13 protein-coding genes are annotated in these 15,059 nt (G+C 60.8%); 5 read left to right on the forward strand and 8 right to left on the reverse strand.

The window, feature by feature from the left end; genetic code table 11:
• Positions 1-78 precede the first annotated feature (78 nt).
• Positions 79-987 (forward strand): LysR family transcriptional regulator, encoded by a 909-nt coding sequence (locus ACJ8PI_RS22860; protein WP_015378928.1) that lies wholly within the window; start codon positions 79-81, stop codon positions 985-987.
• A gap of 27 nt (positions 988-1,014) precedes the next feature.
• On the opposite strand, the gene ACJ8PI_RS22865 is transcribed toward ACJ8PI_RS22860, so the two are convergent.
• Positions 1,015-1,938 (reverse strand): LysR family transcriptional regulator, encoded by a 924-nt coding sequence (locus ACJ8PI_RS22865; protein WP_049194767.1) that lies wholly within the window; start codon positions 1,936-1,938, stop codon positions 1,015-1,017.
• Positions 1,939-2,071: 133 nt separating this feature from the next.
• Here ACJ8PI_RS22865 and lysA point away from each other — a divergent pair, with 133 nt between their 5' ends.
• Positions 2,072-3,334, forward strand: coding sequence for a diaminopimelate decarboxylase (lysA, locus tag ACJ8PI_RS22870; RefSeq protein ID WP_049232248.1), 1,263 nt, complete (start codon positions 2,072-2,074; stop codon positions 3,332-3,334).
• Between the two features lie 27 nt (positions 3,335-3,361).
• Here the strand turns inward: lysA and ACJ8PI_RS22875 are convergent, their stop codons facing one another.
• The 3 genes from ACJ8PI_RS22875 to galR all read right to left on the reverse strand — a co-directional run bounded on the left by ACJ8PI_RS22875 (position 3,362) and on the right by galR (position 5,192).
• Positions 3,362-3,664 carry a helix-turn-helix domain-containing protein gene (locus tag ACJ8PI_RS22875; RefSeq protein ID WP_004931828.1) on the reverse strand — a complete coding sequence of 101 codons (303 nt, stop codon included), beginning with the start codon at positions 3,662-3,664 and terminating at the stop codon, positions 3,362-3,364.
• Between the two features lie 5 nt (positions 3,665-3,669).
• A complete protein-coding gene (locus ACJ8PI_RS22880) occupies positions 3,670-4,014 on the reverse strand; it encodes a type II toxin-antitoxin system RelE/ParE family toxin (RefSeq protein WP_041036518.1) in 345 nt (114 codons plus the stop codon).
• Between the two features lie 158 nt (positions 4,015-4,172).
• The gene (gene galR, locus ACJ8PI_RS22885) at positions 4,173-5,192 is read right to left on the reverse strand and encodes an HTH-type transcriptional regulator GalR (protein ID WP_164134717.1); all 1,020 of its coding nucleotides are present in this window, start codon (positions 5,190-5,192) and stop codon (positions 4,173-4,175) included.
• Between the two features lie 220 nt (positions 5,193-5,412).
• On the opposite strand from galR, the gene ACJ8PI_RS22890 reads away from it, so the two are divergent.
• The 3 genes from ACJ8PI_RS22890 (at position 5,413) to lplT (ending at position 11,357) form a co-directional block, all read left to right on the forward strand.
• The gene (locus tag ACJ8PI_RS22890; protein ID WP_039567358.1) at positions 5,413-7,671 is read left to right on the forward strand and encodes a molybdopterin guanine dinucleotide-containing S/N-oxide reductase; all 2,259 of its coding nucleotides are present in this window, start codon (positions 5,413-5,415) and stop codon (positions 7,669-7,671) included.
• A 348-nt stretch (positions 7,672-8,019) separates the two neighbouring features.
• Positions 8,020-10,176 carry a bifunctional acyl-ACP--phospholipid O-acyltransferase/long-chain-fatty-acid--ACP ligase gene (gene aas / locus ACJ8PI_RS22895; protein ID WP_039567360.1) on the forward strand — a complete coding sequence of 719 codons (2,157 nt, stop codon included), beginning with the start codon at positions 8,020-8,022 and terminating at the stop codon, positions 10,174-10,176.
• Entirely contained in the window at positions 10,173-11,357 is a 1,185-nt protein-coding gene (gene lplT, locus ACJ8PI_RS22900; RefSeq protein WP_049212617.1) for a lysophospholipid transporter LplT, read from the forward strand. Before aas ends, lplT begins: the two co-directional genes overlap by 4 nt.
• Before the next feature lie 33 nt (positions 11,358-11,390).
• Here the strand turns inward: lplT and ACJ8PI_RS22905 are convergent, their stop codons facing one another.
• The 4 genes from ACJ8PI_RS22905 to mutH all read right to left on the reverse strand — a co-directional run bounded on the left by ACJ8PI_RS22905 (position 11,391) and on the right by mutH (position 14,522).
• Entirely contained in the window at positions 11,391-12,431 is a 1,041-nt protein-coding gene (locus ACJ8PI_RS22905) for an NADP(H)-dependent aldo-keto reductase (protein ID WP_033635767.1), read from the reverse strand.
• A 206-nt stretch (positions 12,432-12,637) separates the two neighbouring features.
• Positions 12,638-12,856 (reverse strand): YgdI/YgdR family lipoprotein, encoded by a 219-nt coding sequence (locus tag ACJ8PI_RS22910; RefSeq protein ID WP_033635766.1) that lies wholly within the window; start codon positions 12,854-12,856, stop codon positions 12,638-12,640.
• A gap of 159 nt (positions 12,857-13,015) precedes the next feature.
• Positions 13,016-13,732 carry a TerC family protein gene (locus ACJ8PI_RS22915; protein ID WP_033635765.1) on the reverse strand — a complete coding sequence of 239 codons (717 nt, stop codon included), beginning with the start codon at positions 13,730-13,732 and terminating at the stop codon, positions 13,016-13,018.
• 103 nt (positions 13,733-13,835) lie between these two features.
• The gene (mutH, locus tag ACJ8PI_RS22920) at positions 13,836-14,522 is read right to left on the reverse strand and encodes a DNA mismatch repair endonuclease MutH (RefSeq protein WP_164134718.1); all 687 of its coding nucleotides are present in this window, start codon (positions 14,520-14,522) and stop codon (positions 13,836-13,838) included.
• Positions 14,523-15,059: the final 537 nt, after the last annotated feature.

Genomic DNA, 15,059 nt, shown 5'->3' on the forward strand with positions numbered 1-15,059 from the left:
TGTAATGATGTTAGGTTGCATAAAGCGATAGAAAAACCGGATAATAAGCAATTATTCGTTGCATAAATCGGACTAATTATGGATCGCATTACCGCCGCTGAGGTTTTTGTCACCATCGTCGATCGCGGCAGCATGATCGCCGCCGCGGAAACGCTGGAGATGTCGCGCGCGATGGTGACGCGCTACCTGGCGCAGATGGAGCAATGGGCCGGGGCGCGTTTACTGCACCGCACTACCCGTAAGCTTAGTCTGACCGACGCCGGGGAGCGCACTCTGGAACGCTGCCGGCAAATGCTGGCGCTGGCGGGGGAGATCGACCTGGTGGAGGAAGGGCAGAGCGACGAGTTGCGCGGCCTGCTGCGCATCACCTGTTCGCAATCGCTCGGGCAAACGGCGCTGGTGGGGGCGGTCGCTCAGTATCTGAAGCGCCACCCGCAGGTGGCGGTCGATCTGCAGATGAACAACCGGGCGGTGAACCTGGTGGAAGAGCGCATCGATCTGGCGCTGCGCATCACCAACGAGCTGGATCCCAACCTGATCGCCCGCCCGCTGTCCACCTGCGCATCGGTGGTGTGCGCCGCGCCGGCATATCTGGCGGCGCACGGCACCCCGCGTCAACCGCAGGATCTGGCGTTGCACAACTGCCTGACCTACTCCTATTTCGGCAAAAGCCTGTGGCACTTCGATGCTCAGGGCGTGAAATCGGCGGTGGCGGTCAGCGGCAACCTGAGTGCCAACGAGTCGGTGGTGCTGATGGCCGGCACGGTGCAGGGGGCGGGCATTTCCATGCAGCCCTATTATTCGGCGGCGCCGCTGCTGGCCAGCGGCGAACTGGTCGAACTGTTGCCGGATTACCGGCCGCAGTCGATGGGCATCTACGGCATCTATACCTCACGCCGCCAGATGCCCGCCACCTTGCGCACCATGCTGGACTTTTTGGTGGAGTGGTTCGCCACCGATCCGCAGTGGCAGGCGACGCTGCGCTGATGCTTCGGCAATATTCCCACGCCGCTTTCAGCGCCTGACGGCGGCGGCCAGCCGGGCGACAAAGGTGGCGGCCTGCTGATGAAGGTGGTCGATAAAGGCCGTCACCAGCGCCGACGAGGGGCGGTGTAGCGGCCGAATAAGGCTGACGGTGAATGGCACGTCGATGCTGAACGGCCGCACGTGCACGCCGTTGCCGGCATAGTCGAGCGCCGTCAGCGGGTTGACGATCGACACCCCCACGCCGGCCCTCACCATGGCGCATACCGATGCCGCGCTGTGCGTTTCCATCACCATGCGGCGCTCGACGCCCTGTTCGCCGAATAAAGCATCCAGCAGGTGGCGATAGCTGTCGGTGCTCGACAGGCTGATAAAGTTCTGCCCGGCGAAGTCCTGCGGCGTCAGCCGATCTTTCAGCAGCAGCGGGTGGCCCGTCGGCAGCACGCACACTTCGTTCAACGTCATCAGCGTCACTCGCTCGGTGCCCGCCGGCGTCAGGGTGGTTTCCGTCAGCCCGAGATCGTGGCGCTGGGCCGACAACCACTCTTCCAGCAGCGGCGACTCTTGCGGGATAACGCTGAAGCTGACTTCCGGGTAACGTTCGATAAAGGGCCGGCACACCGCCGGCAGCAGCGATTGGGAAAATACCGGCAGGCACACGATCGACAGCTGCGCCTGCTGAAACTGGCGGATGCCGGCGGCGGCGTTGACGATGCGATCGAGGCCGTAATAGGAGCGCTGCACCTCTTCGAACAACCGTAGGCCCTGCATCGTGGGGGACAAGCGACCGCGCACCCGGTCGAACAGCTGCAGCCGGATCAGCTTCTCAAAGCGCGCCAGCTCGCGGCTGACGGTCGGTTGCGAGGTCTGCAGCAGGGCCGCCGCCTCGGTCAGGTTGCCGGTGGTCATCACCGCCCGAAAGATTTCGATCTGCCGCAAAGAGATGCTGTGCATGGCGAGGGCGCTCGATTAAGGGGAAAGCCATATCATAAATGAATAGACTACGGCTAAATAGATATTTTCCACCCGATTCAGCGTGCGGCACTATGGCGTTATCTGCCGTCATTTTTGAATTGGGAATATCGCCATGCCACGCCCGTTGCACGACACCTCCACTGCGTTGAACGCCGCTAACCTGTTGGCCTTGCCGCAGCGTTTCGGCTGCCCGGTTTGGGCCTATGATGCGGACATCATCAGCCAGCGCATCGCTCAGCTGCGCCACTTCGACACTATCCGTTTCGCACAGAAGGCCTGTTCGAACATTCATATTTTGCGCTTGATGCGCGAGCAGGGCGTGAAGGTGGATTCGGTGTCGCTGGGCGAGATCGAGCGGGCGCTGCAGGCCGGTTTTCAGCCGGGCGGCGAACCGAGCGAAATCGTGTTTACCGCGGACGTGTTGGATCATGCCACGCTGGCGCGCGTCAGCGAATTGAAGATCCCGGTCAACGCCGGTTCCATCGACATGCTGGAGCAGCTCGGCCAGGTTTCCGCAGGGCACCCGGTGTGGCTGCGCATTAACCCGGGTTTTGGCCACGGCCACAGCCAGAAAACCAACACCGGCGGCGAGAACAGCAAGCACGGTATCTGGTATGCCGATCTGCCGCAGGCGGTGGAGAAAATTCGCCGCTACGGCCTGAGACTGATCGGCGTGCATATGCACATCGGTTCCGGCGTCGATTACCAGCATCTGGAGCGTGTCTGCGATGCGATGGTGCAGCAGGTGATCGATCTCGGTCATGATATCAGCGCCATTTCCGCCGGCGGTGGCCTGTCTATCCCGTACCAGTACGGCGAAGAGGCGATCGATACCGAACACTATTTCGGGTTGTGGAACCGGGCGCGTGAACGCATCGCTGCGCATCTGGGGCATCCGGTGCAGCTGGAGATCGAACCGGGGCGTTTCCTGATGGCGGAAGCGGGCGTCTTGGTGGCCGAGGTGCGGGCGGTAAAAGACATGGGCAGCCGCCACTTCGTGCTGGTGGACGCCGGTTTTAACGATCTGATGCGCCCGGCAATGTACGGCAGCTATCACCATATTTCGCTGTTGCCGGCCGATGGGCGCGACACCTCGCGGCAAGCGCTGTGCGAGACGGTAATTGCCGGGCCGCTGTGCGAATCCGGCGACGTGTTCACCCAGCAGGCGGGCGGCGGCGTGGAAACCCGCGAACTGCCGCCGGTGCAGATCGGCGATTATCTGGTGTTCCACGACACCGGCGCCTACGGCGCATCGATGTCCTCCAACTACAACAGTCGCCCGCTGTTGCCCGAAGTGCTGTTCGAAAACGGCGAACCGCGGCTGATCCGCCGCCGCCAGACCATCGAAGAGCTGATCGCGCTGGAGCTTATCTGATAAGCGGGCGGGCGCCTTGCGCTCGCTTCACAACGTCATGCGGCGGTGTTGGCCATTGGGCAATTGCACATCCAGCGACAGCGTGCCGCCCATGGCCTCGATATAGCGTTTGAGCGATGACAGCTTTATTTCGCTGCCGCGCTTTTCCAAATTGGCGACGGAGGGTTGGCTGATGCCGAGCCGCTTCGCCAATTCAACCTGAGAGACCGCCAGCTCTTCCCTCAGCATCGCCAGCCGCAGCTCGAAAATTTCCTGGTCCGCTTTTTGCCTGGCGGCGGCAACGACGGCGGGATCGAGTTTATCGATCAGTTGGGATAAAGGTTTGGCCATCTGCACTACCTCCGGGTTGCCAGATAATGTGAAAACTCCATGGCGGCGATGGGCAACATGCGCTGGTAAAAGCGTTTGTCGCCGGTTTTATCGCCACCGCACAGCAATACCGCTTGCCGCTGTGGGTCAAAGGCGAAAAACACCCTGAAAGGGCGCCCGCGGTGTTGAACGCGCAGCTCCTTCAACTGCCGGACCGCGTCGGAAAAATACAGCGTATCGGCATGCGGCCGCGTCAACTGCGGGCCGAACGTCTGCAATTTGTAGATCGCCGCCAGGATACTTGTTTGCTGGGCGTTGTTCAGCGCTAAAAACCAGTCGTCGAACCGTTCGACGGTCACCACTTGCCACATGACGCGCTCCGAATATAGCGTTTATGCTATATAGTGTAAAGGTTATTGTGCCAACAATATGCACGAACGCTGGGAGCGGAAAAAATCCAAAAGCGGGAAATGCGGCGGGCTGCGCAATATGAACGCACGGGTGATGGCTCACCCATGCGGCGGCATGATTACGGCTGTTCGTGCGCGTTGTTGAGGGTGGCGACCGAGTGGCGGCGCACCAGCGTCGGGCTGAACATGTTGGTGATTTCCGGCAGCGGTTGACGATTGGCCAAGGCCAGGGCCAGTTCCGCCGCCTGGGTCGCCATCGCCACGATCGGGTAGCGAACGGTGGTCAGGCGCGGCCGCAGGTAGCGCGAAATCAGTACGTCGTCGAAACCGATCAGCGAAATTTGCCCCGGTACGTCGACGCTGTTGTCGCTCAGCACCGAAAGCGCGCCGGCGGCCATCGGATCGTTGTAGCAGGTAACGGCGGAGAAAGAGCGGCCGCGGCCGAGCAATTCGGTCATCGCCTGTTCGCCGCCGATCTCGTCCGGTTCGCCGTAGGCGATCAGCTTTTCATCCACCGCAATGCCGTGCTCCTGCAGCGCGTCGAGATAGCCTTGCAGGCGATCGGTGGCGTCGGAAATCTGGTGGGTGGAGCAGATGATGGCGATGCGCTGATGCCCTTGCTGGATCAGATGACGGGTCGCCAGCCAGGCGCCGTAGCGATCGTCGAGCGCCACGCAGCGCGTTTCAAAACCCGGCAGCGTGCGGTTGATCAGCACCATGCCCGGGGTCTGCTGCATCCAGCCGCCAAGTTCCCGATCGCTCAGACTTTTGGCGTGCACCACCAGCGCCTCGCAGCGATGTCGCACCAGCTGTTCAATCGCCTGACGCTCTTTTTCGGCGTCGTGGTAACCGTTGCCAATCAGCAGAAAATTGTGGGTGGCGTAGGCCACCTGCTCGACCGCTTTGACCATCGCCCCGAAGAAGGGGTCGGAAACGTCGGAGACGATCAGGCCCAGCGTTTCGGTGGACTGCTGCGCCAGCGCCCGTGCGTTGGCATTGGGGTGATACTGCAGCTGTTCCATGGCGGCCAGCACTGCGGTGCGCGACCCTTCGCTGGCCTTGGGGGAATTGTTTATCACGCGGGATACCGTGGCCACGGAAACACCCGCCAGCCTGGCAACATCCTTTATCGTAGCCATATCAGTCAACACATCCTGGGTAATCGCTTACATCCCCCAGTTTTGCGGAAAAAAACCGGGGCTGCAAGCGGTGTTGTGCGCAACTTGTGGCGGCCGTTGCAGAATCTTTTCGCGGCTGCGCGCATAACCGTCGGCCGCCGAACGATAGCGCAATTTGTACGTTGGCACTGGCGACGGGCTGAGGTAACGTCTGTGCATTCCGATTTGCGCCGAGAACGCCATGTCCATTAAACGCTATCCGCAGCTCGCCCATTGGGGCGCCTATACCGCCGTGGTTGAAGACGGCCGGCTTATCCGCTGTGAACCCTTCGCCGACGATCCCGACCCTTCGCCGTTGCTCGATTCCATCGTACCGATGGTTTACTCTGACAAACGTATCCGCAAGCCGGCGGTGCGCCGCTCGTGGCTGCAAAAGCGCGAGGGCAGCGACCGCACGCTGCGCGGCAGGGAAGATTTCGTCGAAGTGGACTGGGAACTGGCGCTCGATTTGGTGGCGCAGGAGAATCGCCGGGTGCGCGATCGCTACGGCGCCTCCGGGCTGTTTACCGGCTCTTATGGCTGGTCGTCGGCCGGGCGCTTGCATCATGCGCGCTCGCTGGTGCGACGGTTCTATTTCAGCGGCGGCGGCGGGGTCGATCAGCAGGGCAACTACAGCTGGGGCGCGGCGCAGTTTTTCCTGCCGTATGTGATCGGCACTTTCTCGCCGTTGACCGGGCGCGTCACCAGTTGGCCAAGCGTGGTGGAGCATTGCGAGCTGTTTGTGGCGTTTGGCGGGCTGGCGCTGAAAAATGCCCAGGTCTCTTCCGGCGGTGCGGCGGAGCATGCGCTCAAACCCTGGCTGCAAAAGCTGGCGCACAAGGGCACGCCGGTTGTCAACATCAGCCCGATGCGCGACGACTGCCCCGGGTTCGTCAACGCGGAGTGGATCCCGATCCGGCCGAATACCGACGTGGCGCTGATGCTGGCGCTGGCTTACGAAATTCAGCGGCTGGGCGCGCAGGACGAAGCCTTCCTGCGCAGCCACTGCGTGGGCTATCAACAGTTGGCGGATTACCTGAACGGCGTGAGCGACGGCGTGGCGAAAACGCCGGCCTGGGCCAGCGCCATTACCGGCATTCCGGCGGCGCGCATCGCCCTGCTGGCGCGGCAGCTGATCGGCGTGCGCAGTTTTATCACCTGTTCCTACTCCGTACAGCGCGCGCACCGCGGCGAGCAACCCTATTGGATGATGATCGCGCTGTCGTCGATGTTGGGCCAGGTGGGCCTGCCGGGCGGCGGCTTCTCGTTCGGCCACGGCTCGATGAACGGCGTCGGCAACCCGCGCGTGGACACCCCCGCGCCGACCATGCCGGTAGGGGAAAACCCGGCCGGGCTGGCGATCCCGGTGGCGCGCATCTGCGACATGCTGCTGCACCCCGGCGAAACCTATCAATTTTGCGGCGAGACGCGGCAGTACCCGGATATCCACCTGGTGCACTGGGCCGGCGGCAACCCGTTCCATCACCATCAGCAGCTGAACCGGCTGGTGGAAGGCTGGCAGAAGCCGGATACGGTGATCGTACAAGATATCTGGTGGACGGCGGCGGCCAAAATGGCGGATATCGTGTTGCCGGTCACCAGTTCGCTGGAGCGCAACGACATCGGCGGCTCCTCGCGCGATCGCTACGTGCTGGCGATGCATCAGGCGATTGCGCCGCAGCATCAGGCGCGCAACGATTTCGATATCTTCGCCGATCTGGCGGAGCGCCTGGGCTATCGCGAGCGCTTTACCGAAAACCGCGGCGAGCGGGCCTGGATCGAAGATATCTATCGGCAATGCGGCGCAGCACAGCGGCGCGCCGGCGTCGCCTGGCCCGAGTTTGAGGATTTTTGGCGCCGGGGCTATGTCGAACTGCCCGCGCCGGCCAAGGAGTTCGTATTTTTTGACGCGTTCCGCGCCGATCCGCAGGCTAACCCGCTTCAGACGCCCAGCGGCAAGATCGAACTGTTCAGCGAGCGGATCGCCGGTTATCGCTACGAGGATTTCGCTCCGCATCCGCAGTGGCGGCCGCCGGTCGAGTGGCTGGGGGCGCCGCAGGCCAAAACCTGGCCGCTGCATCTGATCTCCATTCAACCGAGCGATCGTCTGCACAGCCAGATGGATCCGGCGCCGCTGGCGCAGGGCAATAAGACCGCCGGGCGCGAAACCCTGTATATGCATCCGGAGGACGCGGCGCAGCGCGGCGTGGCGGACGGTGCCGAAGTGCTGGTCAGCAATGCGCGCGGCAGCTGTTTGGCGGGGGCCTCCCTCACCGACGGCGTGACGCGCGGCGTGGTGCTGATGGCGACCGGCGCCTGGTTCGAGCCGGGTTACGACGCGCAGCGCCGGCCGGTCGAGCAGGCGGGCAACCCGAACGTGCTGACGCTGGATATCGGCACCTCGCCGCTGACGCAGGGGCCGAACGCCATGAGTTGCTTGGTGGAGGTCAGCGCGCGATGAGTGAAGGTTTCACGTCGGGATAACCGGCTCGCCGTCGCGGCTGTATTTATTTTTTCGCCGCTGCGGGAAGGTTTAAGTTTCATTGAGTTATTACAGCAGATCGCGGGAAATTTACAGCTGGTTGCATTTGGAGCAGAACTCTTGCGATTCGCCGGTAGTTTCCTGCACGCCATCTCTCTAGAGTAGGTGATCCCAGAGGTATTGATTGGTGAGAAATCAGCATACTCTGTATGTTGAAGCCATTTTCAATTGCACCAACCTACGCGGATGCGTAGGTTTTTTTTTGCCTGCCATATAGTATTCTTTTCCCTACAACGATTTACGCCTCCATGGCCAAGGGAGAAGGGCATGATCTTTTCACTGCTGCGCGCGCTGTTTCGCCTGCTGTTTCGGGTTCGGGTCGAAGGGGACGTTCAGCACTTCGAGCGGCAAAAACTGCTGATTACGCCGAACCACGTCTCTTTCCTCGACGGCGTGTTGCTGGCGCTGTTCCTGCCGATTAAACCGGTGTTTGCGGTTTACGCCAGCATCGGCGAGAGCTGGTTTATGCGCTGGCTGCGGCCCTACATTGATTTCGTCTCGCTCGATCCCACCAAGCCGATGGCCATCAAGCAACTGGTGCGCATGGTCGAGCAGGGGCGGCCGATCGTGGTGTTCCCTGAAGGGCGCATCACCGTGACCGGCGCGCTGATGAAAATCTACGACGGCGCGGCGTTTATCGCTGCCAAATCGGGCGCCACCGTGGTGCCGGTGCGGATCGACGGCCCCGAGTTCAGCCCGTTCGGCCGCATGGCCGGGGTATTCAAGATCCGCTGGTTCCCGCGAATCAGCATCCGCATCTTGCCGCCGACCACGCTGCCGATGCCGGAAGCGCCGCGCGCGCGTGAACGCCGGGCGCTGGCGGGCGATCGGCTGATGCAGATCATGATGCGGGCGCGAATGGATACGCGCGAACCGCAGACGCTGTTCCATGCCTTGCTGGCGGCGCAGCACCGCTACGGGCGCCGCAAGCCCTGTATCGAAGACATCGCTTTCAAAGAAGACAGTTACCAGACGCTGATCAAGAAATCGCTGGGCGTCAGCCGCATTCTGCAGCGCTTTACCGCCGAAGGGGAACACGTCGGGCTGCTGTTGCCGAACGCCACCATCACCGCGGCGGCGATCTTCGGCGCTTCGCTGCGTAACCGCATTCCGGCGATGCTCAACTACACCGCCGGCGCCAACGGCCTGAACAGCGCGATGCTCGCCGCCGGCATCAAGACCATCGTCACCTCGCGCCAGTTTCTGGAGAAGGGCAAGCTGACCCACCTGCCGGAGCAGGTGACGCAGGCCAACTGGGTGTATCTGGAAGATCTGAAAGACACCGTTACGCTGGCGGACAAGCTGTGGATTTTGCGGCACTTGCTGCAGCCGCAGCGCGCGGCGTTGCCGCAACGCCCGGAGGACGCGGCGCTGATCCTGTTCACTTCCGGTTCCGAAGGCCACCCCAAGGGCGTGGTGCATTCGCATGCCAGCCTGCTGGCTAACGTAGAACAAATTCGCACCATCGCCGACTTCACGCCGCGCGACCGTTTCATGTCGTCGCTGCCGCTGTTCCACTCGTTCGGCCTGACGGTGGGGCTGCTTACGCCGCTGATCACCGGCAGCCGCATTTTCCTCTACCCCAGCCCGCTGCACTATCGCGTGGTGCCGGAGCTGGTGTATGACCGCAACTGCACGGTGCTGTTCGGCACGGCGACCTTCCTCAACAACTATGCGCGCTTCGCGCATCCGTATGATTTCGCCCGCCTGCGCTACGTGGTGGCCGGCGCGGAGAAACTGGCGGACAGCACCAAACAGATCTACCAGGACAAATACGGCATCCGCATTCTGGAAGGCTATGGCGTGACCGAATGTGCGCCGGTGGTGTCCATTAACGTGCCGTTGGCGACCAAGGTGGGCACCGTCGGCCGCATCATGCCGCAGATGGAGGCGCGCCTGATTGCGGTGCCGGGCATCGATAACGGCGGCCGCCTGCAGCTGAAGGGGCCGAACATCATGAAAGGCTATCTGCGGGTTGAGCGCCCCGGCGAGCTGGAACCGCCGGCGGCGGAAGATGCGAACGGAGTGCTGCAGCCGGGCTGGTACGACACCGGCGATATCGTCAGCCTGGATGAGCAGGGCTATTGCACCATTCGCGGCCGCGTGAAACGCTTCGCCAAGCTGGCGGGCGAGATGGTGTCGCTGGAGAGCGTCGAATTGCTGGCGCAACGGCTGTCGCCGGAAAAAATGCATGCCGCCACGGCCAAAGGCGACAGTAGCAAAGGCGAGGCGCTGGTGCTGTTCACCACCGATCCCGCCATCACTCGTGAAGCATTGCTGCGGGTGGCGCGTGAGCTGGGCAGCCCGGAGCTGGCGGTGCCGCGCGATATTCGCCTGTTGAAAACGCTGCCGGTGCTCGGCAGCGGCAAACCCGATTTCGTCACCCTGCGTCATATGGCCGAACAGCCGGAGAGTGCCCGATGAATCCTTCGACCGAGTCCCCTTTGCTGTCACGCGGCATGATCGCCGTCATCAGCGCGCAGTTCCTCTCGGCGTTCGGCGACAATGCGTTGCTGTTCGCCACGCTGGCGTTGATCAAGCAGCAGCTGTATCCGGACTGGAGCCAGCCAATCCTGCAGATGGCCTTCGTCGCCACCTACATCATTCTGGCGCCGTTCGTCGGCCAGGTGGCCGACAGCTTTGCCAAAGGGCGGGTGATGATGTTCGCCAACGCCTTAAAATTGGCGGGGGCGTTGGTGATCTGTTTTGGGGGAAACCCGTTCCTCGGCTACAGCCTGGTCGGGGTGGGAGCCGCCGCGTATTCGCCGGCCAAATACGGCATTCTGGGCGAGATCACCAGCGGCGAGAAGCTGGTCAAGGCTAACGGCCTGATGGAGGCCTCGACTATCGCCGCCATTCTGACCGGTTCGGTGGCCGGTGGCATTCTGGCGGACTGGCATGTGGTGGCGGCGCTGGCGGTCTGCGCCTTGGTTTACGCGGGGGCGGTGGTCGCCAACCTGTATATTCCGCGCCTCGCGGCGGCGCGCCCGGGGGCTTCCTGGCGCCCGCGGGCCATGACGAACAGCTTCTTTACCGCCTGCGTCACGTTATGGCGCGATGGGCAGACGCGTTTTTCCTTGATCGGCACCAGCCTGTTCTGGGGGGCCGGCGTGACGCTGCGTTTTCTGCTGGTGCTGTGGGTGCCGGTAGCGCTCGGCATCGCCGATAACGCCACGCCGACGCTGCTGAACGCCATGGTAGCCGTCGGTATCGTGGTGGGGGCCGGCGCCGCCGCACGCTTTGTCACGCTGAAGACGGTGAAGCGCTGCATGCCGGCCGGGATCCTGATCGGCGTTGCGGTCGCGGTATTCGCGCTGCAAACCACCATGCTCAATGCCTATGTCTTGTTGGCGATCATCGGCATGCTGGGGGGCTTTTTCGTGGTGCCGCTCAATGCGTTGCTGCAGGAGCGGGGCAAGCATTCGGTCGGCGCCGGCAATGCTATCGCGGTGCAAAACCTGGGTGAAAACGCCGCCATGTTGCTGATGCTGGCGCTGTATTCGCTGATGGTGAAGCTGGGCGTGCCGGTGGTGGGCGTCGGCGTAGGGTTTGGCGTGGTGTTTGCGCTGGCGATTAGCGCGCTATGGTGGTCGCAGCGGCGGTGAAACGGGGCGCAGCCAGGCTGCGCCCTTGCTGTATTAAGGCGCCGGAATGGTAAACCGGGTATGGATTTCTTCGAGCGCCTGCAGCACGTCTTCATCCAATACCACATCGAGGCTGTCGATGTTGATTTTCAACTGATCCACCGTGGTGGCGCCCAGCAGGGTGCTGGCGACGAACGGCTGTTGACGCACGAAGGCCAACGCCATCTGCGAAGGATCCAGCCCGTGTTTTTTGGCCAGCGCCACGTACTCGGCGATCGCCAGCTGGGTTTGCTGCCCTGAATAACGGTTGAAGCGGGTGAACAGCGTATTGCGCGCACCGGCCGGTTTTGCGCCATTGAGGTATTTACCGCTCAGGGTACCGAACGCCAGGCTGGAATAGGCCAGCAGTTCCACCCCTTCGTGCTGGCTGATCTCGGCCAAGCCAATCTCAAAGCTGCGGTTCAGCAGGCTGTACGGGTTTTGAATCGACACGATGCGCGGCAGCTCGTGTTTCTCCGCCAGCTGCAGGTAGCGCATCACGCCCCAGGGCGTTTCATTGGAAACCCCGATATAGCGGATCTTGCCGGCGCGCACCTGCTCGGTCAGCGCCTCCAGCGTTTCCAGCAGCGTGACCGTGGCTTTGTCGTCGGTGTATTGATAGTTGAGTTTGCCAAAACAGTTGGTGGCGCGCTGCGGCCAGTGCAATTGGTAGAGATCGAGATAATCGGTATTCAGCCGCTTGAGGCTGGCGTCCAGCGCGGCGCGGATGTTTTTGCGATCGAGCGCCTGCTGCGGGCGAATGCTGCTGTCGGTGCCGCGCACCGGGCCCGAGACTTTGCTGGCCAGGACGATTTTTTCGCGATTGCCGCGCGCCTTGAGCCAGCTGCCGATATAGCTTTCGGTCAGGCCCTGGGTTTCCGGACGGGGCGGCACCGGGTACAGTTCGGCGGTGTCTATCAGGTTCACGCCTGCGGCCAATGCATAGTCCAGTTGCGCATGGGCGTCGGCTTCGCTGTTCTGTTCGCCAAAGGTCATGGTGCCCAGTCCCAGCACGCTCACTTCTAAAGAACTGTGGGGAATACGGTGGTATTGCATTAACGGCCTTCCTTTCTTGTTAGCGCTTACGGGCCGCGCGGCCCGGTGAAACAGGAGCCCAATGTCAGAAGACGGCGCAGAGTCCGTCGGGCGGCGATGTCGCCTTTCCTGACTATAACCAAGCGGTGAAGATGGGGGAAGCGGATTCCGTGCGGACGCGAATGGGGGCTACCGCGCTTGAACGGGCGATAGCCGGCGGGCGGTGATTAGCGTTCGATAACCTGAGAAACTTGATCGCCGTTGATCTGGCGCTGGTTGCCTTTCTCGTCTTTATAGCTGATGAGGCCGGTATCTTCATCGATCTCCGGTTTGCCTTGCGTCAGGATCATGTTGCCGTCTTTGGTCGCCATCACGTAGTCGCTGGAACACCCCGCCAGGCCAGCCACCATCACCAGCGCAGACACTGCCATTACCCACTTTTTCATCCTGCGGATCCTCGATTATGCAGAAAATAATGTTCTTTCAAGATTAGCAAACTCTCGGCGAAGCGCGTCTCAGATAAGTCTTTATCTGATAAGAAAAAGTGAAATGAGAGGTCAACAAAGTGATGAAAGCCGCCAATGGCGGCTTTCATATAGATAGCGTTATTCCGGCGCGCGATTTTTTTTGCTGCGCATCAGATTGAGCGCTTCTACCGACATCGAGAAGAACATGGCGAAGTAGATGTAGCCTTTTGGCACGTGCACCTGGAAGCTTTCCAGCATCAGCGTGAAGCCCACCAGGATCAGGAACGCCAGCGCCAGCATTTTCACCGATGGATGGCGGTTGACGAATTCGCCGATCGGTCGGGCAGCGAACATCATCACGCCGACGGCGATCACCACTGCCGCCATCATGATGAACAGATGGTCGGAAAGGCCCACGGCGGTAATCACCGAATCCAGGCTGAAGATAATATCCAACAGCATGATCTGCACGATCGCGCCGAAGAAGCTGTGCACCTTGGTGTGGTGCTCTTCTTCCGACCCTTCGATGGTTTCGTGGATCTCTTTGCTGGCTTTCCAGATCAGGAACAGCCCGCCCAGCAGCAGGATCAGATCGCGAGCGGATACGCTGTGCTCCATCACGGTAAACAGCGGATGGGTCAGGCGAATCACCCAGGCGATGGAAGCCAGCAGCGCCAGGCGCATAAGCATGGCGGCGGCCAGCCCGATCCGGCGAGCTTTGTTCTGTTGCGCTTTGGGCAGCTTGGCCACCACCAGCGACAGAAAAATGATGTTATCAATACCCAGTACGATCTCAAGAATGGTTAGCGTGCCTAACGCTAACCAGGCATTGGGATCCATAATCCATTCGAACATTGCTCGACACACCTTATTAATACTTAATAAATGCAAAGCGTGAATTATACGCGTTTATCATGGCGCTGATAGGGGCAGCTAAACCAGAGTTAAACGAAATCGCTTAGATTGAGAAATGTCTTGCCAGCAGCGCGCCGGTAAAACTCTTTTTCAGATAGAAGCCGCGCGGCAGCGTCATGATCGGTTGCCCTTGTTCGCCGATGGCTTCGGTGAGCGTCTTGCTGTTAGCCGCTTTGGGGCGCAGCTGCAGCACTTCGCCGTGGCGTGCGGTGATGCGCTCTACGTGGCCGAGCACGATCAGATCCATCAATTCTTCCCAGTCGCGGCGCAGCATTTCGTCTTCTGCCGCGCTTGGGCTCCACAGCAGCGGCGAACCGACGCGGCGTTCGGCCAGCGGGATCTGGCGTTCGCCTTCTACCGGTATCCACAACACGCGCGCCAGCTTGTAGCGAACGTGGCTGTTGGCCCAGGTGACGCCGCTGTTGCCGGTGAGCGGAGCGACGCAGACAAAAGTGGTTTCCAGCGGTTTGCCGGCGGCATCGACAGGAATGGTTTTCAGCTCGATGCCCAGCTCGGGAAAGTCCTGCTCCGGTTTGCTGCCGGCCATGGCGCCGAGATACAGCTCCAGCAGCATGCCTACCCAACCTTTATCGCGTTTCAGATCCTTGGGGATTGGCAGCTGCGCGCGAGCGGCCAGTTCGCCAAAGCTGGCGCCGGCCAGCGCCTGAGCGCGCTCGAACAGCTGCCGTTCATTTTCCGGCGGGGGCGGCAAAGGGGATAAAAACGCCATAAATCAAGCCTGTCTGGTTTGGTTGAAAAACGTACTGCAATTATGCGCGGTGAGCGATAACCGCCATCGCTTGGGGAAAAGAATAATAGTAGCATGATTTTACATGACTTTTTTCCTTTCTTGGCGTGGTGGACAATGCACTGGCGGGGCTTGTTCACCTGAAGCCACCGACAATAAACAGGATCTTACACCTATTTATCCACAGATTTTTGGGATAACCCAAATTTTTGCCGATCACTGGTTCAATTTACAGCCTTGACTCGGGCGGTTTTTTACGAATTTGTCCGTTTTGTGCGTAACTCGCCCGGATAATCTGTGGATAAAAACGACGTTGGTGGATCTTTCGCCAGGGTAAGATCCTTACCGTGCACAGATCACATTTTTGCCCTGTATATAACGATGCGTTAATACATAATTGTATGTTTTTAAAATAAATATGCGTTTTTAGTGTTGAGGGGGGATTTTGGGGGGTAAGAGTTTTACCGGCTTATTCCTCGAGTTCTGCACACACCTATCCACAGAAAAAGTGAATAAAAC

The organism is Serratia sp. CY82433 (genome assembly GCF_052166535.1).
Classification (GTDB): Bacteria; Pseudomonadota; Gammaproteobacteria; order Enterobacterales; family Enterobacteriaceae; genus Serratia; species Serratia sarumanii.